The organism is Pilimelia columellifera subsp. columellifera (genome assembly GCF_039532605.1).
GTDB classification, from domain to species: Bacteria; Actinomycetota; Actinomycetes; order Mycobacteriales; family Micromonosporaceae; genus Pilimelia; species Pilimelia columellifera.
The window spans coordinates 317,556-336,340 of the sequence record NZ_BAAARY010000005.1; the positions used below are offsets into that span (position 1 = coordinate 317,556).

16 protein-coding genes are annotated in these 18,785 nt (G+C 67.1%); all 16 read left to right on the forward strand.

Going from position 1 to position 18,785, the window contains the following annotated elements:
- Nucleotides 1–372: 372 nt before the first annotated feature.
- Complete coding sequence (gene rpoB / locus ABD287_RS08225; RefSeq protein ID WP_344170679.1) at nt 373–3,828, forward strand: DNA-directed RNA polymerase subunit beta; 3,456 nt, start codon at nt 373–375, stop codon at nt 3,826–3,828.
- Between the two features lie 258 nt (nt 3,829–4,086).
- Complete coding sequence (locus ABD287_RS08230; RefSeq protein WP_344170682.1) at nt 4,087–7,983, forward strand: DNA-directed RNA polymerase subunit beta'; 3,897 nt, start codon at nt 4,087–4,089, stop codon at nt 7,981–7,983.
- Nucleotides 7,984–8,087: 104 nt separating this feature from the next.
- On the forward strand, nt 8,088–8,429 hold the full coding sequence (locus tag ABD287_RS08235) for a hypothetical protein (RefSeq protein ID WP_344170685.1): 342 nt from the start codon (nt 8,088–8,090) through the stop codon (nt 8,427–8,429).
- Nucleotides 8,430–8,701: 272 nt separating this feature from the next.
- The gene (locus ABD287_RS08240; RefSeq protein ID WP_344170688.1) at nt 8,702–9,082 is read left to right on the forward strand and encodes a hypothetical protein; all 381 of its coding nucleotides are present in this window, start codon (nt 8,702–8,704) and stop codon (nt 9,080–9,082) included.
- A 467-nt stretch (nt 9,083–9,549) separates the two neighbouring features.
- Entirely contained in the window at nt 9,550–9,924 is a 375-nt protein-coding gene (rpsL, locus tag ABD287_RS08245) for a 30S ribosomal protein S12 (protein ID WP_014440718.1), read from the forward strand.
- A 1-nt stretch (nt 9,925) separates the two neighbouring features.
- The gene (gene rpsG, locus ABD287_RS08250; RefSeq protein WP_344170691.1) at nt 9,926–10,396 is read left to right on the forward strand and encodes a 30S ribosomal protein S7; all 471 of its coding nucleotides are present in this window, start codon (nt 9,926–9,928) and stop codon (nt 10,394–10,396) included.
- A gap of 88 nt (nt 10,397–10,484) precedes the next feature.
- Nucleotides 10,485–12,581, forward strand: coding sequence for an elongation factor G (fusA, locus tag ABD287_RS08255; protein ID WP_344170694.1), 2,097 nt, complete (start codon nt 10,485–10,487; stop codon nt 12,579–12,581).
- A gap of 161 nt (nt 12,582–12,742) precedes the next feature.
- Nucleotides 12,743–13,936, forward strand: coding sequence for an elongation factor Tu (gene tuf / locus ABD287_RS08260; protein ID WP_344170697.1), 1,194 nt, complete (start codon nt 12,743–12,745; stop codon nt 13,934–13,936).
- 422 nt (nt 13,937–14,358) lie between these two features.
- Nucleotides 14,359–14,667: a 30S ribosomal protein S10 gene (rpsJ, locus tag ABD287_RS08265; protein ID WP_018347762.1), complete on the forward strand. Its 309-nt coding sequence runs from the start codon at nt 14,359–14,361 to the stop codon at nt 14,665–14,667.
- A 13-nt stretch (nt 14,668–14,680) separates the two neighbouring features.
- Nucleotides 14,681–15,328 carry a 50S ribosomal protein L3 gene (gene rplC, locus ABD287_RS08270; RefSeq protein ID WP_344170700.1) on the forward strand — a complete coding sequence of 216 codons (648 nt, stop codon included), beginning with the start codon at nt 14,681–14,683 and terminating at the stop codon, nt 15,326–15,328.
- Nucleotides 15,325–15,984, forward strand: a complete 660-nt coding sequence (gene rplD, locus ABD287_RS08275) for a 50S ribosomal protein L4 (RefSeq protein WP_344170702.1) — start codon at nt 15,325–15,327, stop codon at nt 15,982–15,984. The genes rplC and rplD overlap by 4 nt, the downstream gene beginning before the upstream one ends.
- A complete protein-coding gene (gene rplW / locus ABD287_RS08280) occupies nt 15,981–16,283 on the forward strand; it encodes a 50S ribosomal protein L23 (RefSeq protein WP_344170705.1) in 303 nt (100 codons plus the stop codon). The genes rplD and rplW overlap by 4 nt, the downstream gene beginning before the upstream one ends.
- Nucleotides 16,284–16,297: 14 nt before the next feature.
- Nucleotides 16,298–17,137 carry a 50S ribosomal protein L2 gene (gene rplB, locus ABD287_RS08285; protein ID WP_344170708.1) on the forward strand — a complete coding sequence of 280 codons (840 nt, stop codon included), beginning with the start codon at nt 16,298–16,300 and terminating at the stop codon, nt 17,135–17,137.
- 6 nt (nt 17,138–17,143) lie between these two features.
- Nucleotides 17,144–17,425, forward strand: a complete 282-nt coding sequence (rpsS, locus tag ABD287_RS08290) for a 30S ribosomal protein S19 (protein ID WP_344170711.1) — start codon at nt 17,144–17,146, stop codon at nt 17,423–17,425.
- A gap of 33 nt (nt 17,426–17,458) precedes the next feature.
- Nucleotides 17,459–17,932 (forward strand): 50S ribosomal protein L22, encoded by a 474-nt coding sequence (rplV, locus tag ABD287_RS08295; protein ID WP_344170714.1) that lies wholly within the window; start codon nt 17,459–17,461, stop codon nt 17,930–17,932.
- Nucleotides 17,932–18,783, forward strand: coding sequence for a 30S ribosomal protein S3 (rpsC, locus tag ABD287_RS08300; RefSeq protein WP_344170717.1), 852 nt, complete (start codon nt 17,932–17,934; stop codon nt 18,781–18,783). The genes rplV and rpsC overlap by 1 nt, the downstream gene beginning before the upstream one ends.
- Nucleotides 18,784–18,785: the final 2 nt, after the last annotated feature.

An 18,785-nucleotide genomic window follows, 5' to 3' on the forward strand; every position in this document is an offset into this window, starting at 1 on the left:
CGGAAAGTATGCCGCTGAGTCTTCGGCGGATGTTCCGGCCCGGTCGTCCGTCGCGAGATGTGGTCAGTAGCCAGTCTGTCCCGCTCCGCCCAGCTCGTCTGCCACGCGCCGGTGACCTGCGGCAAGGTGAGGAATTAGCGCCCGGTGTCTTGTCGCCGCCGGGCCGCCGAGAGGCCGTGTCACCCTTCTGCGGGGCCGGTCGTTCGATGGCTGCTGGACAGCGGTTAGCCGCTCGGCTACACTGCTAGTTTGCGCTGCCTTCCGACTGTTTCCCTGCCTGTCCGCCTGTGTTCCGCTGGCGTTGTTGAGCAGGGCCCGTCGGGGTGCGCGTGAAACGGCCGTTTGCAGCACCGGTCCTCGGAAGGACGCATCTTGGCAGCTTCCCGCCCTGCGAAGACCAGTCGTACGTCTAGCGCATACGCTCCCCGCCGGATCTCGTTCGGTAGAATCACCGAACATCTTGAGGTCCCCAACCTGCTCGCGATCCAAACCGAGTCCTTTGACTGGCTCGTCGGCAATGAGGCCTTCCAGGTCCGTACCGCCGACGCTCCGCATCTGCGGTCGGGCCTCGCCGAGATCCTCGACGAGATCAGCCCCATCGAGGACTTCTCCGGCACGATGTCCCTGTCGTTCTCCGCGCCCCGCTTCGACGAGGTCAAGGCCTCTATCGAGGAGTGCAAGGAGAAGGACCTCACCTACTGCGCCCCGCTGTTCGTGACCGCGGAGTTCACCAACAACACCACTGGCGAGATCAAGAGCCAGACCGTGTTCATGGGTGACTTCCCGATGATGACGCCCAAGGGCACCTTCATCATCAACGGCACCGAGCGGGTCGTCGTCTCGCAGCTCGTCCGTTCGCCGGGCGTGTACTTCTCCAAGGAGCCGGACAAAACCTCCGACCGGGACCTCACCAGCGTCAAGGTGATCCCGAGCCGCGGCGCCTGGCTTGAGTTCGACATCGACAAGCGTGACACCGTCGGCGTCCGGATCGACCGCAAGCGTCGGCAGGCCGTCACCGTCCTCCTCAAGGCCATCGGCTGGAGCGACGAGCGGATCCGCGAGCGGTTCGGCTGGTCCGAGCTGATGATGACGACGCTAGAGAAGGACCACATCGGCGGCCAGGACGAGGCGCTGCTCGACATCTACCGCAAGCTCCGCCCCGGCGAGCCGCCGACGCGGGAGAACGCCCAGAACCTCTTGGACAATCTGTTCTTCAACCCGAAGCGGTACGACGTCGCCAAGGTTGGTCGGTACAAGTTCAACAAGAAGCTTCTGGTCGATGTCCCGATCACCACCGGGGTGCTCACCGAGGATGACGTCGTCGCCACGGTGGAGTACCTGTGCAAGCTGCACACCGGTGAGGAGCCTGACGAGCGTCAGGTCTACGAGGCCGACGACATCGACCACTTCGGCAACCGTCGTCTACGCACCGTGGGCGAGTTGATCCAGAACCAGGTCCGGGTCGGTCTGTCGCGGATGGAGCGGGTTGTCCGCGAGCGGATGACCACGCAGGATGTCGAGGCGATCACGCCGCAGACTCTGATCAACATTCGCCCGGTGGTGGCGGCGATCAAGGAGTTCTTCGGCACGTCGCAGCTCTCGCAGTTCATGGACCAGACCAACCCGCTCGCGGGTCTGACCCACCGTCGGCGCCTGAGCGCCCTCGGCCCGGGTGGTCTGTCCCGTGAACGCGCCGGCTTCGAGGTCCGGGACGTCCACCCGTCGCACTACGGTCGGATGTGCCCGATCGAGACGCCCGAAGGCCCGAACATCGGTCTTATCGGCGCCCTGTCGACGTTCGCCCGGGTCAACCCGTTCGGTTTCGTCGAGACCCCGTACCGCAAGGTCGTCGAGGGTCGGGTCACCGACCAGATCGACTACCTCACCGCGGACGAGGAGGACCGGTTCGTCAAGGCGCAGGCCAACGCGCCGCTCGCCAGCGACGGTCACTTCGCCGAGGACCGGGTCCTGGTGCGTCGTAAGGGCGGCGAGGTCGACTTCGTGACGCCGGCGGCCGTCGACTACATGGACGTCTCGCCGCGGCAGATGGTCTCCGTCGCGACCGCGATGATCCCGTTCCTTGAACACGATGACGCCAACCGCGCCCTCATGGGCGCGAACATGCAGCGTCAGGCGGTGCCGCTGGTGAGGGCCGAGGCCCCTCTGGTCGGCACGGGTATGGAGTACCGCGCCGCGGTCGACGCCGGCGACGTGGTCGTGGTCGAGGTCGCCGGCGTGGTCGAGGATCTGTGCGCGGACTACATCACCGTGCTGCAGGACGACGGGCACCGTCGTACCTACCTGCTGCACAAGTTCCGTCGCAGCAACGCGGGCTCCTGCGTCAACCAGAAGCCGGTGGTCTTCGAGGGCGACCGGGTCGAAGCCGGCCAGGTCATCGCCGACGGGCCCTGCACGGACGACGGCGAGATGGCGCTCGGACGCAACCTGCTGGTGGCGTTCATGTGCTGGGAGGGCCACAACTACGAGGACGCGATCATCCTGTCGCAGCGCCTCGTCCAGGAGGACGTCCTCACCTCGATCCACATCGAGGAGCACGAGGTCGACGCCCGCGACACCAAGCTGGGTCCGGAGGAGATCACCCGGGACATCCCGAACGTCTCCGAGGAGATGCTGGCCGACCTCGACGAGCGCGGCATCATCCGGATCGGCGCCGAGGTCGTTCCCGGTGACATCCTGGTCGGCAAGGTCACGCCGAAGGGCGAGACGGAGCTGACCCCGGAGGAGCGGCTGCTTCGCGCGATCTTCGGTGAGAAGGCGCGTGAGGTCCGGGACACCTCGCTGAAGGTTCCGCACGGCGAGACCGGCACGGTCATCGGGGTGCGCACCTTCTCGCGTGACGATGGCGACGAGCTGTCGCCGGGCGTCAACGAGCTGGTCCGGGTGTACGTGGCACAGAAGCGGAAGATCCAGGACGGCGACAAGCTCGCCGGCCGGCACGGCAACAAGGGCGTCATTTCCAAGATCCTTCCGGTCGAGGACATGCCGTTCCTGGAGGACGGGACCCCCGTCGACATCGTGCTCAATCCGCTGGGCGTGCCGTCGCGAATGAACATCGGCCAGGTGCTCGAGACGCACCTCGGCTGGCTCGCCAAGACCGGCTGGAAGGTCGAGGGGGAGGACGCGGAGTGGAAGAAGTCGCTGCATGCGATCGGCGCCGCCGAGTCCGAGCCGAACACCAATGTGGCCACGCCGGTCTTCGACGGCGCCAAGGAAGCGGAGATCACCGGTCTCCTCGACAGCACCCTGCCCACCCGTGACGGCGTCCAGCTGGTCGACGGCTCCGGCAAGGCCCAGCTGTTCGACGGTCGCTCCGGCGAGCCGCTTCCGGACCCGATCGCTGTTGGCTACATCTACATCCTGAAGCTGAACCACCTGGTCGACGACAAGATCCACGCTCGGTCGACCGGCCCGTACTCGATGATCACGCAGCAGCCGCTGGGTGGTAAGGCGCAGTTTGGTGGCCAGCGGTTCGGGGAGATGGAGTGCTGGGCGATGCAGGCGTACGGTGCCGCGTACGCGCTCCAGGAGCTCCTGACGATCAAGTCCGACGATGTCGTTGGGCGGGTCAAGGTGTACGAGGCCATCGTCAAGGGCGAGAACATCCCCGAGCCAGGCATTCCGGAGTCCTTCAAGGTTCTGCTGAAGGAGCTCCAGTCGCTGTGCCTCAACGTTGAGGTGCTCAGCAGCGACGGCGTCGCGCTGGAGATGCGGGAGACCGACGACGAGGTGTTCCGGGCGGCCGAGGAGCTGGGCATCGACCTGTCTCGCCGGCCCAACGAAGGCGCAATCACCGTCGACGAAGTCTGACAACGAGCGGAGCGGATGCCGGCAGCGGCAACGGGCAGAACCACGGCCCGGTGGAACTGCCGGCATTCGCGCCCGAGAGCGAGTGAGAAGGAATCCGGGGCCGTCCCGACCGCGTAGGGATCGCACCCGACCGCTGGCAGGCGGGCGGCCCCGGGTTCCGGACCACGGGTCCCGACCCTGAGGACCACCCCGGTCCGGCAGAGACGGACACCTTAAAGACGACGAAAAACCGGCACCACCCGACTCGAGGGATAACGAATGCTCGACGTCAACTTCTTCGATGAGCTGCGCATCGGCCTGGCCACCGCCGACGACATCCGGCAGTGGTCGCACGGCGAGGTCAAGAAGCCTGAGACCATCAACTACCGCACTCTGAAGCCGGAGAAGGACGGGCTCTTCTGCGAGAAGATCTTCGGTCCGACCCGTGACTGGGAGTGCTACTGCGGCAAGTACAAGCGGGTCCGGTTCAAGGGCATCATCTGTGAGCGCTGCGGCGTCGAGGTGACCCGGGCGAAGGTCCGCCGTGAGCGTATGGGTCACATCGAGCTGGCGGCGCCGGTTACCCACATCTGGTACTTCAAAGGCGTCCCCTCCCGGCTGGGTTACCTGCTGGACCTGGCCCCCAAGGACCTCGAAAAGATCATCTACTTCGCGTCGTACGTGATCACCAGCGTCGACGCCGAGGCGCGTCACCGGGATCTCTCGACGATCGAGAACGAGATCTTCGCCGAGAAGCGTCAGTTGGAGAACGGCCGTGACTCGGCCATCGAGAGCCGGGCCGCCAAGCTTGAAGCCGACCTCGCTGAGCTTGAGGCCGAGGGCGCCAAGGCCGATGTCCGGCGCAAGGTCAAGGAGTCCGGAGAGCGCGAGATGCGCCAGATCCGGGACAAGGGCCAGCGCGAGATCGACCGGCTGGAGGAGGTGCTCGACACCTTCCGCAAGCTGGACGTCAAGCAGCTGGTCACCGACGAGCTGCTCTACCGCGAGTTGCGGGACCGGTTCGCCGACTACTTCACCGGCAGCATGGGCGCCGAGGCGATCAAGTCGCTGGTCGTCAACATGGACCTCGAGGCTGAGGCCGAGAGCCTGCGTGAGACCATCCGCACCGGCAAGGGCCAGCGCAAGATCCGGGCGCTCAAGCGCCTCAAGGTCGTCGCGGCGTTCCTCAACACCCGGAACTCGCCGGCCGGCATGGTGCTCGACTGCGTCCCGGTGATCCCGCCGGACCTGCGGCCGATGGTCCAGCTCGACGGTGGCCGCTTCGCCACTTCGGACCTCAACGACCTGTACCGCCGGGTCATTAACCGGAATAACCGTCTCAAGCGTCTCATCGACCTGGGCGCGCCCGAGATCATCGTGAACAACGAGAAGCGGATGCTCCAGGAGGCCGTCGACGCGTTGTTCGACAACGGCCGCCGTGGCCGCCCGGTCACCGGTCCGGGCAACCGTCCGCTCAAGTCGCTGTCCGACATGCTCAAGGGCAAGCAGGGCCGATTCCGGCAGAACCTGCTCGGCAAGCGCGTCGACTACTCCGGTCGTTCCGTCATCGTCGTCGGCCCGCGGCTCAAGCTGCACCAGTGCGGGCTGCCGAAGCAGATGGCGTTGGAGCTCTTCAAGCCGTTCGTGATGAAGCGTCTGGTCGATCTCAACCACGCGCAGAACATCAAGTCCGCGAAGCGGATGGTCGAGCGGCACCGCCCGGTGGTCTGGGACGTGCTCGAGGAGGTCATCGGCGAGCACCCCGTGCTGCTCAACCGTGCCCCCACCCTGCACCGTCTGGGTATCCAGGCGTTCGAGCCGCAGCTGGTCGAGGGCAAGGCCATCCAGATCCACCCGTTGGTCTGCACTGCGTTCAACGCCGACTTCGACGGTGACCAGATGGCGGTCCATGTGCCGCTGTCGGCTGAGGCGCAGGCCGAGGCGCGGATTCTGATGCTGTCGTCGAACAACATTCTCAAGCCCGCTGACGGCAAGCCGGTCACCATGCCGACCCAGGACATGGTCATCGGCCTGTACCACTTGACGCACCTCACCGACGGCGCGAAGGGCGAGGGTCGCGCCTTCAGCTCGGACGCCGAGGCGCGGATGGCGTACGACAACGGCGAGCTGCACCTGCAGGCCAAGGTTCGGATCCGGTTGGCGGGCGTGATCGAGGTCGACAACGGCGCCGGCGGCGCGGGCTGGGCGGCGCCCGAAGGCTGGGTGCCGGGCGAGCCGCTCATCGTCGAGACGACGCTCGGCCGGGTCCTGTTCAACGAGACCCTCCCGCCGGGCTACCGCTTCGTGAATTACGAGATCCGCAAGGGCCAGCTGTCGGCGATCGTCAACGACCTCGCCGAGCGCTTCCCGAAGGTCGCCCTGGCGGCCACCCTGGACGCGCTCAAGGAGGCCGGTTTCCACTGGGCCACCTGGTCGGGCGTGACGATCGGCGTCGGCGACGTCATCGCGCCGCCGCGCAAGTGGGAGATCCTCGAAGGCTACGAGAAGGAAGCCGAGAAGATCGACAAGCAGTACCAGCGCGGCCTCATGACGGCTGAGGAGCGCCGCGGCGTCCTCATCGAGATCTGGACGAAGGCGACCGCTGAGGTCTCCAAGGAGATGGAGTCCGCGCTGCCGCGTGAGAACCCGCTCTGGAAGATGATCAACTCCGGCGCCCGGGGCAACCTGCTGCAACTGCGGCAGATCGCGGCGATCCGTGGTCTGGTGGCCAACCCCAAGGGCGAGATCATCCCGCGTCCGATCAAGTCCTCGTACCGTGAGGGCCTGTCGGTGCTGGAGTACTTCATCTCCACGCACGGCGCCCGTAAGGGTCTGGCTGACACCGCCCTGCGTACCGCCGACTCGGGTTACCTGACCCGACGGCTGGTGGACGTGTCGCAGGACGTCATCATCCGCGAGGAGGACTGCGGCACCGACCGCGCCATCCCGATGGCGATCGGTCAGCGCGGTGAGGACGGCGTCCTGGCCGTGCACGAGTTCGCCGAGACCGGCGGCCACGCCCGGACGCTCGCTGACGACATGTCGGACGCGTCGGGCGTCCTGGTGGCGGCCCGCGGCACGGACCTCAACTCGATCATCATCGACCAGATGGTCTCGGCCGGTATCGCGGACGTCCGCGTCCGTTCGGTCCTGACCTGCGAGTCGAAACTGGGCGTCTGCGCGGCCTGCTACGGCCGGTCGCTGCCGACCGGCAAGACGGTCGACATCGGCGAGGCCGTCGGCATCATCGCCGCCCAGTCCATCGGCGAGCCTGGCACCCAGTTGACGATGCGTACCTTCCACACCGGTGGTGTGGCCGGCGACGACATCACCCAGGGTCTGCCGCGTGTCCAGGAGATCTTCGAGGCGCGGGTGCCCAAGGGCAAGGCGCCGATCGCCGAGATGCCGGGTCGGATCCGGATCGAGGACGGCGAGCGTTCTCGCAAGATCATTATCGTCCCGGACGACGGCAGCGAGGAGATCGTGCACGACAAGATCTCCAAGCGGGTGCGGCTCAGGCCGGGCGTGCACGACGGCTCGCACGTCGAGGTCGGCGAGAAGCTCATCGAGGGCACCATCGACCCGCACGAGCTGCTGCGCATCCTCGGTCCACGCGCAGTCCAGGTGCACCTGACCCAGGAGGTCCAGCAGGTCTACCGGTCGCAGGGTGTGCTCATCCACGACAAACACATTGAGATCATCATCCGTCAGATGCTCAAGCGGGTGACGGTCATCGACTCCGGCTCGACCGAGTTCCTACCGGGTGTTCTGGTCGACCGGGCGATCTTCGAGTCGGAGAACCGTCGCTCGGTCTCCGAGGGCGCGGAGCCGGCCGCCGGCCGTCCGATCCTCATGGGTATCACCAAGGCGTCGCTGGCCACCGACTCGTGGCTGTCGGCGGCGTCGTTCCAGGAGACCACGCGGGTGCTGACGGACGCGGCCATCCACGCCCGCAGCGACTCGTTGATCGGTCTCAAGGAGAACGTGATCATCGGAAAGCTCATCCCGGCGGGTACCGGCATCAGCAAGTACCGCAACGTCCGGGTCGAGCCGACCGAGGAGGCCAAGGCCAAGGTGTACTCGATGACCGGCTACCCGGAGGCCGACTACGGCTTCGGCCCGGCTTCGGGCCAGGCGGTTCCGCTGGACGACTTCGACTTCGGGTCGTACCGCTAGAAGGCCAAACGCTGTTCTCGCAGGGCGGCGTGCCTCCGGGCACGCCGCCCTGCGGCGTTGGGCCGTGTCGCCCGTTGGGGCGCCCGGTAGGCGAAGATGGAGAGATGCTCGACAGCGCAGCGGCCGCGAGCCGGCATCCCGACGACCCTGACCCGGTCCGGTCGTCCAAGGCGGTGGCGGCGCTGCTGCTCGCTTCGGTGGCGGTTCCGACCGCGGCGCTGGTCATCGGCCTGGCGCCAGCGACGATCGCGCTGCTGTTGGCGGGTCAGGCTCGCCGGGAGACGTTCGACGCTGGCGGCTATCTCACCGGCGCTGCGCTGCTGACGTGGACCGAGCGCCTGGCGTGGCTGGCTGTGGTGGTGGCCGCGGTGGCGTCGGCGGCCCTGCTGATCGCCTGGGTGCTGTGGGGGGCCGGGGGCCGCGACTTCCCGGCGGAGGTCCAGTAGCGGGAACGTCGACGTCGCCGGCGATGAGGCAGGATGGACGCGCCGTGTCCGCGGTCGTCGTCAGAGGGGGACCCGTGCCAGAGGAGTCTGTGCCAGGGAAGGCCGTGCCGGCGGCGCCTGCGTCGGATGAGGCGGTCGCCGCGCCGCGGGCGGGGTGGGCGCCGGTCCCGGCGCGCCCTGGGCCGATGGCCTCCCCGATGTGGCCGGCTGTGCCGTCCCACCATCCGGGGCCGCGGTCCGGACAGTGGCCGGCCCCGGTCCGGTGGGCGCCGGTGCCCGGGAGTCAGTTCGCGGTCGGCTACCTGCCGCTTCCGCCGGCGGTGGCCGGCGTGGCGGTGGGGGCGCTGGTCGCCGGCGCGGTGTCGGTGCTGGTCATGCTGTTCGCGTCGGCGTTGGGGCTCGCCGGCGCCGAACAGGGCTGGGGCGGCTGGGTCGCGGGCGCCTTCGGCGTCCTGGCATTCCTGCTCGGGGCCGCGGCGGTGTCACTGGGGTCGCTGGGGCTGCGGCAGCTGCGGCAGGCGGCGGCCGTTGGCGAGGCGTCCGGTCCCCTGAAGGGTCGGGGGATGGCCATCTCAGGACTGGTCTGCGGGGCGGTCGGGGCGCTGGGCGCTGTGGCGGCGGTCGTGTTGACGCTGACCCTGCAACTCGGGTAGGGCGTCCTGAGTCGACCGGACGGGTCGGGGTTCTTTGTCGAACCCGTGGCCGGCCCGGCCCGGCCATCGTTAGACTCTCCGTCGGTGCCCATGGGTCGCGGCCGTGACCCCGGTTTTGACCTGGGCGCGCGAGGTGGGTAGTCTTTGCCATCGTGCCCGGGCCTGCCCGGGCCACCTCGTGTGGGCGCTCGTGTGGGTGGACGCAGTGTTCGATTGAGATCGCTGACGACACAACCGGCGCCACAGAGACAACGACACATTCAGAGCATTGCGTTGGCGTGCGCTGGAGACCGTATATCGGGCGACACGCCCGACCGCGGGGGTCGGGCCGCACCAGCCGGACCCCGGCACAACGACTTCGCCTCCCGGCGGGGTCGGCACCACCGTCGCCTGCCCGGACAGCACGGACAGGCGATAGTCGCGTCGCACGTTTGGGACGCGCCAGAGACAGGGAGCGGAGAGACCCGGTGCCCACGATCCAGCAGCTGGTCCGCAAGGGCCGACAGGCGAAGACGAGCAAGACGAAGACGCCGGCGCTGAAGGGAAGCCCCCAGCGTCGTGGGGTGTGCACCCGCGTCTACACCACCACGCCGAAGAAGCCGAACTCGGCTCTGCGGAAGGTCGCGCGTGTCAAGCTCTCCAGCCAGATTGAGGTGACCGCCTACATTCCGGGCGTCGGTCACAACCTCCAGGAGCACTCGATCGTGCTCGTCCGCGGCGGCCGGGTGAAGGACCTCCCCGGTGTGCGGTACAAGATCGTTCGCGGTTCGCTGGACACCCAGGGCGTTCGCAACCGCAAGCAGGCTCGCAGCCGCTACGGTGCGAAGAAGGAGAAGAGCTGACATGCCTCGTAAGGGCCCCGCGCCGCGCCACCCGTTGACCGCTGACCCGGTGTACAACTCGCCGCTGGTCACCCAGCTGGTCAACAAGATCCTGCTCGGCGGTAAACGTCAGCTCGCGGAGCGGATCGTGTACGACGCCCTTGAGGGCTGCCGCGAGAAGTCGGGCACCGACCCGGTGGTCACGCTCAAGCGCGCCATGGACAACGTCAAGCCGACCCTCGAGGTGCGCAGCCGCCGTGTCGGTGGCGCCACCTACCAGGTGCCGGTCGAGGTCCGCCCGGGCCGCGCGGTGACGCTCGGTCTGCGTTGGCTCGTGACCTACTCGCGGGCCCGGCGCGAGAAGACCATGATCGAGCGTCTGATGAACGAGCTTCTCGATGCGAGCAACGGCCTCGGCGCCGCTGTGAAGCGGCGTGAGGACACCCACAAGATGGCGGAGTCCAACAAGGCCTTCGCGCACTACCGCTGGTAATCGCAGCGCGATCACCTGGGTTAGCTAGCACAGCCCGCTGGCGACCGGCATAGCCGGGCGTGACGATCTGAGAGTTAGGGAAGACGACGTGGCCGCCGCAGACGCGCTCGCCAAGGTTCGCAATATCGGCATCATGGCGCACATCGATGCCGGTAAGACCACCACCACTGAGCGGATCCTGTTCTACACCGGTATCACCTACAAGATCGGTGAGGTCCACGAGGGCGCTGCCGTCATGGACTGGATGGAGCAGGAGCAGGAGCGGGGCATCACCATCACCTCCGCCGCCACGAAGTGCGAGTGGAAGGGCCACACGATCCAGATCATCGACACGCCCGGCCACGTCGACTTCACGGTCGAGGTCGAGCGGTCGCTGCGCGTCCTCGACGGCGCTGTCGCCGTCTACGACGGTGTCGCGGGCGTCGAGCCCCAGACGGAGAACGTCTGGCGGCAGGCGGACAAGTACAACGTCCCGCGGATGTGCTTCGTCAACAAGCTCGACCGCACCGGCGCCGACTTCTTCCGCTGCGTGCAGATGATGATCGACCGGCTGAACGCGACCCCGCTGGTGCTGCAGATCCCGATCGGGACCGAGGGCGACCACATCGGCGTCGTCGACCTCATCGAGATGCGGGCGCTGACCTGGCGTGGCGAAACGGCCAAGGGCGAGGACTACGCGGTCGAGGAGATCCCGGCCGATCTTGCCGAGCAGGCCGCCGAGTGGCGCGAGAAGCTCATGGAGACCCTCGCCGACGTCGACGACGCCATCATGGAGAAGTTCCTCGAGGGCGAGGAGATCCCGGTCTCCGAGATCAAGGCCGCCATCCGTCGCGCCACCATCGCGGGCAAGGCGAACCCGGTCCTCACCGGTTCCGCGTTCAAGAACAAGGGCGTGCAGCCCATGCTCGACGCGGTGGTCGAGTTCCTGCCGTCGCCGCTGGACGTGCCGGCGATCGAGGGCACCGCTGTCGACGGGGAGACCCCGCTGCAACGGCAGCCCAGCAACGCCGAGCCGTTCTCCGCTCTCGCCTTCAAGATCGCGGCCGACAAGCACCTGGGCAAGCTCACGTACGTGCGCGTCTACTCCGGCACCCTGGAGTCGGGCACCCAGGTGGTGAACTCGACCAAGGAGCGCAAGGAGCGCATCGGCAAGATCTACCAGATGCACGCGAACAAGCGCGAGGAACGTGCCACGGCGCAGGCCGGCGACATCATCGCCGTCCAGGGCCTTAAGCAGACCACCACCGGTGACACTCTGTGTGACCCGGCGAACCAGGTCATCCTCGAGTCGATGACCTTCCCCGAGCCGGTCATCTCGGTCGCTATCGAGCCTAAGACCAAGTCGGACCAGGAGAAGCTCGGCACCGCGATCCAGCGCCTGGCCGAGGAGGACCCGACCTTCCGCGTCAAGAACGACGAGGAAACCGGCCAGACGGTCATCTCCGGCATGGGCGAGCTGCACCTGGACATCCTGGTGGACCGTATGCGCCGGGAGTTCAACGTCGAGGCCAACGTCGGCAAGCCGCAGGTCGCCTACCGTGAGACCATCCGCCGCGTGGTGGACAAGGTCGAGTTCACGCACAAGAAGCAGACCGGTGGCTCGGGTCAGTACGCCCGGGTCATCATCGGCCTTGAGCCGCTGCCGTTGGAGAACGACGCTCCGACCTACGAGTTCAACAACAAGGTCACCGGCGGTCGCATCCCGAAGGAGTTCATCCCTTCGATCGACGCTGGCGCCCAGGACGCCATGCAGTACGGCATCCTGGCTGGCTACCCGCTGGTGGGCGTCAAGCTGAACCTGCTGGACGGTCAGTACCACGAGGTCGACTCGTCTGAAATGGCGTTCAAGATCGCCGGTTCGATGGCGTTGAAGGAAGCGGCCCGCAAGGCCGATCCGGCGCTGCTCGAGCCGATGATGGCCGTGGAGGTCACCACTCCTGAGGAGAACATGGGTGACGTCATCGGCGACCTGAACTCCCGCCGTGGCATCATCCAGGCCATGGAGGAGCGCGGCGGCGCCCGGCTCGTTAGAGCACTGGTGCCGCTGTCGGAGATGTTCGGCTACGTCGGCGACCTGCGGTCGAAGACCCAGGGCCGGGCGAGCTACAGCATGCAGTTCGATTCCTACGCCGAGGTTCCTTCGAACGTCGCCAAGGAAATCATCGCTAAGGCCACCGGAGAGTAGTCTCTCTCAAGGTCATGGCGGGCTAGAGCCCAACCGGGCCTGACGGCCGCAAAACCGGATTCCTCCGGCGAGATTCTTCGTCGGAGGGGACCGTCGACAGAGTCTCGAGCGTCACCACAACGCGCGGGGCGTACGAATTAGAGAGTCCACAGGAGGACCCAGTGGCGAAGGCGAAGTTCGAGCGGACTAAGCCGCACGTCAACATCGGCACCATTGGTCACATTGACCACGGGAAGACGACGCTGACCGCGGCCATCACGAAGGTGCTGCACGACAAGTACCCGGACCTCAACCCGTACACGCCGTTCGACGAGATCGACAAGGCGCCGGAGGAGAAGGCTCGTGGTATCACGATCTCCATCGCGCACGTCGAGTACCAGACCGAGAGCCGGCACTACGCGCACGTTGACTGCCCCGGTCACGCCGACTACATCAAGAACATGATCACCGGCGCGGCGCAGATGGACGGCGCCATCCTGGTTGTGGCCGCGACCGATGGTCCGATGCCGCAGACGCGTGAGCACGTCCTGCTCGCTCGCCAGGTTGGTGTTCCCTACATCGTCGTGGCGCTCAACAAGAGCGACATGGTCGATGACGAGGAGCTCCTGGAGCTCGTCGAGCTCGAGGTGCGCGAGCTGCTCTCGGCTCAGGAGTACCCGGGCGACGATCTTCCGGTCGTCCAGGTCTCGGCGCTGAAGGCGTTGGAAGGCGACGCCAAGTGGAGTGAAGCCCTCATGAAGCTCATGGACGCCGTCGACACCGCGATTCCGCAGCCGGTTCGCGAGACCGAGAAGCCGTTCCTCATGCCGATCGAGGACGTCTTCACGATCACCGGTCGGGGCACCGTTGTCACGGGTCGTGCCGAGCGGGGCATCCTCAAGCCGAACGAGGAGGTCGAGATCGTCGGTATTCGTGAGAAGTCGACGAAGACCACCTGCACCGGTATCGAGATGTTCCGCAAGCTCCTCGATGAGGCTCGCGCTGGCGAGAACGTCGGTCTGCTCCTGCGTGGCATCAAGCGCGAGGACGTCGAGCGCGGCATGGTCGTGGTGAAGCCCGGCACCTCTACTCCGCACACGGAGTTCGAGGCGACGGTCTACATCCTCTCGAAGGAGGAGGGCGGTCGTCACACGCCGTTCTTCCAGAACTACCGTCCGCAGTTCTACTTCCGTACCACGGACGTCACCGGCGTTGTCACGCTGCCCGAGGGCACCGAGATGGTCATGCCGGGCGACAACACCGCGATGACGGTCAAGCTGATCCAGCCGATCGCGATGGAGGACAACCTCCGCTTCGCGATCCGTGAGGGCGGCCGCACCGTCGGCGCCGGTCGGGTCACAAAGATCATCAAGTGAGTCACGGCGCCCGCCCCTGGTGACGGGGGCGGGCGCCGGGCCTCGCCTCACAGCGAGACCCCGATTTCACTGCGCCGACATCGTGCGGCATAATAAACAGGTTGCGTTGCGGGCAATTCGTTTCAGGTCGCTGCCGGATAGCTCGGAATCCATTGTTGATGGGCGTCCGGGTCGGTAGTGCCAGGCGGATCGTCACGCGCGGCGTCTGAAGGCCACCGGTCTTCATGTCGCCCTACTCCCGCAGGTCAGGTCAGCCCAGTTCTGGTGACTGGGGTGTGGCGCGTGCGGTGACCGTAGATTCTGGATTTCCAGATCTGTGGCCACCAAAGAGCGCGACACGCCCGACCGCGGGGGTCGGACAAGGTCGGTGCGTCGGCGCTCGTGCCGGCGAGGATCGCAGAAGAGAAGGAACAGAAGCCACCATGGCGGGACAGAAGATCCGCATCCGGCTCAAGGCCTACGACCACGAGGTCGTCGACTCCTCGGCGCGCAAGATCGTCGAGACGGTCACGCGTACCGGTGCGCAGGTGGCGGGTCCGGTGCCACTGCCGACGGAGATCAACCGCTACTGCGTGATCCGCTCGCCGCACAAGTACAAGGACTCGCGCGAGCACTTCGAGATGCGTACGCACAAGCGGCTCATCGACATCATCGACCCGACGCCCAAGACCGTCGACTCGCTCATGCGGCTCGACCTTCCGGCCGGCGTTGACATCGAGATCAAGCTGTAGGGACTGCGAACTCATGGACAGGCAAGTGAAGGGCATCCTGGGCGCCAAGCTCGGCATGACCCAGGTCTGGGACAACAACCGCGTTGTCCCGGTGACCGTGGTGCAGGCCGGCCCGTGCGTCGTGACCCAGGTCCGCGCCGCCGACAAGGACGGCTACTCCGCGATCCAGATGGCGTACGGCGCCGTCGACCCGCGGAAGGTCAACAAGCCGGAGTCCGGCCACTTCGCCAAGGCGGGCGTATCCCCGCGGCGGCACCTGGTCGAGCTTCGCACCGTTGACGCCGGCGATTACGAGTTGGGCCAGGAGATCTCGGCCGACACGTTCGCAGCCGGCACGGTGATCGATGTGACCGGAAAGACCAAGGGCAAGGGCTACGCCGGTGTCATGAAGCGGCACGGCTTCCACGGCCTGCGCGCCAGCCACGGCGTCCAGCGCAAGCACCGCTCGCCGGGCTCGATCGGTGGCTGTGCCACCCCGGGCCGGGTTTTCAAGGGCGTGCGGATGGCTGGCCGGATGGGTGGCCAGCGGTTCACCGTCCAGAACCTCACGGTTCAGGCGGTCGACGTTGAGCAGAACGTGCTGCTGGTCAAGGGCGCCATCCCGGGCCCCAAGGGCGCGCTGGTGCTGATCCGCACGGCGGCGAAGGGTGGTGCGAAGTGAGTTCTGTCGACGTCATCGACGCGACCGGCGCCAAGTCCGGCGCGGTCGAGCTGCCGGCCGACATCTTCGACGTGCAGGCGAACATCCCGCTGATGCACCAGGTCGTCGTGGCTCAGCTCGCCGCGGCCCGCCAGGGCACGCACAAGGTCAAGACGCGGGGCGAGGTCGCCGGCGGCGGCAAGAAGCCCTACAAGCAGAAGGGCACCGGTCGCGCCCGTCAGGGCTCGATCCGCGCGCCTCAGTTCGCCGGCGGCGGCGTGGTGCATGGGCCGGTCCCGCGCGACTACTCGCAGCGGACCCCCAAGAAGATGAAGGCGGCCGCGCTACGGGGCGCCCTCTCCGACCGGGCCCGCGCGGGCGTGCTGCACGTCGTCGACGCCTTCGTCGCCGACGAGACCCCCTCGACCAAGGCCGCGCTGGCGACCCTACGTCGGGTCACCGACGCGCGTCGCGTGCTCGTGGTCCTCGGCGTCGAGGACGAGATCAACTGGCTCTCGCTGCGCAACCTGGCTGGCGAGGGAGTCCACCTGATCGAGTCGGGCCAGCTCAACACGTACGACGTGCTGGTGGCCGACGCCGTGGTCTTCACCCGCGAGGCCCTGGACGAGTTCCTGGGCATTCCGGCGGCCGCGACCAGCGAGGAGGCTGCGAAGTGAGCACCATCGCCGACCCGCGGGACGTCATCGTCGCGCCGGTGATCTCGGAGAAGAGCTACGGGCTCCTGGACGGGAACTGGTACACGTTCCTGGTCGATCCGGACGCCAACAAGACCGAGATCAAGATCGCTATCCAGCAGATCTTCAATGTGCGCGTCCTGACCGTCAACACGAACAACCGTGAGGGCAAGCGCAAGCGGTCCAAGACCGGTTGGGGCCAGCGGAAGTCGACGAAACGAGCGATCGTCAAGCTCGCCGACGGCGACCGTATTGAGGCCTTCGGCGGCCCGGTCAGTTGAGGGGTTGAGTAGACATGCCTATCCGTAAGTACAAGCCGACGACGCCGGGCCGTCGTGGCTCCAGCGTCGCGGACTTCGCGGAGATCACCCGGTCAACGCCGGAGAAGTCGCTGCTGCGTCCGCTGCCGAAGAAGGGCGGCCGTAACGTCCACGGCCGTATCACCGCACGCCACCATGGTGGTGGCCACAAGCGCCAGTACCGCTTGATCGACTTCAAGCGGCTGGACAAGGACGGCGTGCCGGCCAAGGTCGCGCACATCGAGTACGACCCGAACCGCACCGCGCGGATCGCGTTGCTGCACTACGCCGACGGCGAGAAGCGCTACATCCTCGCGCCGAAGGACCTCAAGCAGGGCGACCGGGTCGAGTCGGGCGTTGGCGCCGACATCAAGCCGGGCAACAACCTCCCACTGCGCAACATCCCGGTGGGTAGCACCATCCACTGTGTGGAGCTGCGTCCGGGCGGCGGGGCCAAGATGGCCCGCTCGGCCGGCGTCGGCATCCAGCTGCTGGGCCGGGAGGGGGCGTACGCCACCCTTCGGATGCCGTCGGGCGAGATCCGCAGGGTCGACGTCCGTTGCCGGGCGTCAGTCGGCGAGATCGGCAACGCCGACCAGTCGAACATCAACTGGGGCAAGGCCGGCCGGATGCGCTGGAAGGGCAGGCGTCCGACCGTCCGCGGTGTCGCCATGAACCCGGTCGACCACCCGCACGGTGGTGGTGAGGGTAAGACCTCTGGTGGTCGTCACCCGGTGAACCCGCAGGGCAAGCCTGAGGGTCGTACCCGCCGTAAGGGTCAGGCCAGCGACAAGCTGATCGTCCGCCGTCGTTACGCAACCCGGAAGCGGGGTTAACCCGAGATGCCACGCAGTCTGAAGAAGGGTCCCTTCATCGACGACCACCTGCTCAAGAAGGTGGAAGTTCAGAACGAGAAGGGCTCCAAGAACGTCATCAAGACCTGGTCGCGTCGCTCGACGATCATCCCTGAGATGCTCGGGCACACGATCGCCGTGCACGACGGGCGCAAGCACGTCCCGGTCTTCGTCTCCGAGGCGATGGTCGGCCACAAGCTCGGCGAGTTCGCCCTGACCCGCACGTTCAAGGGTCACGAGAAGGACGACCGCAAGAGCCGTCGTCGGTAACGACCGTATTTCGAGGATCAAGGGGTTACAGCGATGCCAAGCAAGGGCGACGCACCGGCGCTGCCAGGCGCCCGGGCGATTGCGCGTCACGTGCGCATCTCGCCGAACAAGGCGCGCCGGGTGATCAACCTCGTCCGCGGTCTTCCCGCGAAGGAGGCTCTCACGGTGCTCCAGTTCGCGCCGCAGACCGCGAGCGAGCAGGTCTACAAGGTTCTCGCCAGCGCGATCGCGAACGCGGAGAACAACGAGCGGCTCGACCCGGACGCCCTGCTGGTCAGCGAGGCGTTCGTGGACGAGGGTCCGACGCTGAAGCGGTTCCGGCCGCGGGCGCAGGGTCGGGCGTTCCGGATCCGCAAGCGGACCTGTCACATCACCGTGGCGGTCGAGGCGGTCGCTCCGGCGACGGCGCCGGCCAAGCGGGCGAACAAGACCACCAAGCCGGCCGGGCAGCCGAAGGCTGAGACGCCGAAGGCTGAGCAGGCGCAGGCCGAGGAGGGGACCGAGTAATGGGTCAGAAGGTACACCCGCACGGGTTCCGGCTCGGCATCTCGACCGACTGGAAGTCCCGCTGGTACGCGGACAAGCTCTACAAGGACTACATCGCCGAGGACGTCAAGATCCGTCGGATGATGTCCAAGGGCCTGGAGCGCGCCGGTATCGCCAAGGTCGACATCGAGCGGACCCGTGACCGGGTGCGGGTCGACATTCACACCGCCCGGCCGGGCATCGTCATCGGTCGGAAGGGCGCGGAGGCGGACCGGATCCGTGGCGAGCTGGAGAAGCTCACCGGCAAGCAGGTCCAGCTCAACATCCTCGAGGTGAAGAACCCCGAGTCGGACGCGCAGCTCGTCGCCCAGGCGGTCGCCGAGCAGCTGTCCAGCCGGGTCAGCTTCCGTCGGGCGATGCGCAAGTCGATGCAGTCGGCGATGAAGAACCCGTTGGTTCGTGGAATCCGGGTTCAGGTCTCCGGTCGTCTCGGCGGCGCCGAGATGAGCCGGACTGAGTTCTACCGCGAGGGTCGGGTCCCGCTGCACACGCTGCGCGCGAACATCGAGTACGGCTTCTTCGAGGCCCGCACGACGTTCGGCCGGATCGGCGTGAAGGTCTGGATCTACAAGGGCGACGCCGTTCCTGGTCGTGAGCCTGTCGCCGAGGCGGCCACTGGCCGTCCGCGTCGGGAGCGCGCGGAGCGTCCGCGTCGTGGCGGCCGTTCGGGCTCGTCGGGCACCACTGCCGGCGGCACCGAGGCTGGTCGCGCGGCTGCCGCCCAGGCCACCGACACCCCGGCCGGGGAGTCGATCGACAGCGCGGCGGTCGCCGTCGCGCCGGCTCCGGCCGAGACCCCGCAGGAGGGCTGACA

What these genes read in the sequence shown, in the direction of transcription:
- rpsG (WP_344170691.1), top strand. Translation starts at nt 9,926, where the DNA reads ATGCCTCGTAAGGGCCCCGCGCCGCGCCACCCGTTGACCGCTGACCCG.
- ABD287_RS08235 (WP_344170685.1), top strand. Translation starts at nt 8,088, where the DNA reads ATGCTCGACAGCGCAGCGGCCGCGAGCCGGCATCCCGACGACCCTGAC.
- rplV (WP_344170714.1), top strand. Translation starts at nt 17,459, where the DNA reads ATGCCAAGCAAGGGCGACGCACCGGCGCTGCCAGGCGCCCGGGCGATT.
- rpsC (WP_344170717.1), top strand. Translation starts at nt 17,932, where the DNA reads ATGGGTCAGAAGGTACACCCGCACGGGTTCCGGCTCGGCATCTCGACC.
- ABD287_RS08230 (WP_344170682.1), top strand. Translation starts at nt 4,087, where the DNA reads ATGCTCGACGTCAACTTCTTCGATGAGCTGCGCATCGGCCTGGCCACC.
- rplB (WP_344170708.1), top strand. Translation starts at nt 16,298, where the DNA reads ATGCCTATCCGTAAGTACAAGCCGACGACGCCGGGCCGTCGTGGCTCC.
- rpsS (WP_344170711.1), top strand. Translation starts at nt 17,144, where the DNA reads ATGCCACGCAGTCTGAAGAAGGGTCCCTTCATCGACGACCACCTGCTC.
- rplC (WP_344170700.1), top strand. Translation starts at nt 14,681, where the DNA reads ATGGACAGGCAAGTGAAGGGCATCCTGGGCGCCAAGCTCGGCATGACC.
- rpsJ (WP_018347762.1), top strand. Translation starts at nt 14,359, where the DNA reads ATGGCGGGACAGAAGATCCGCATCCGGCTCAAGGCCTACGACCACGAG.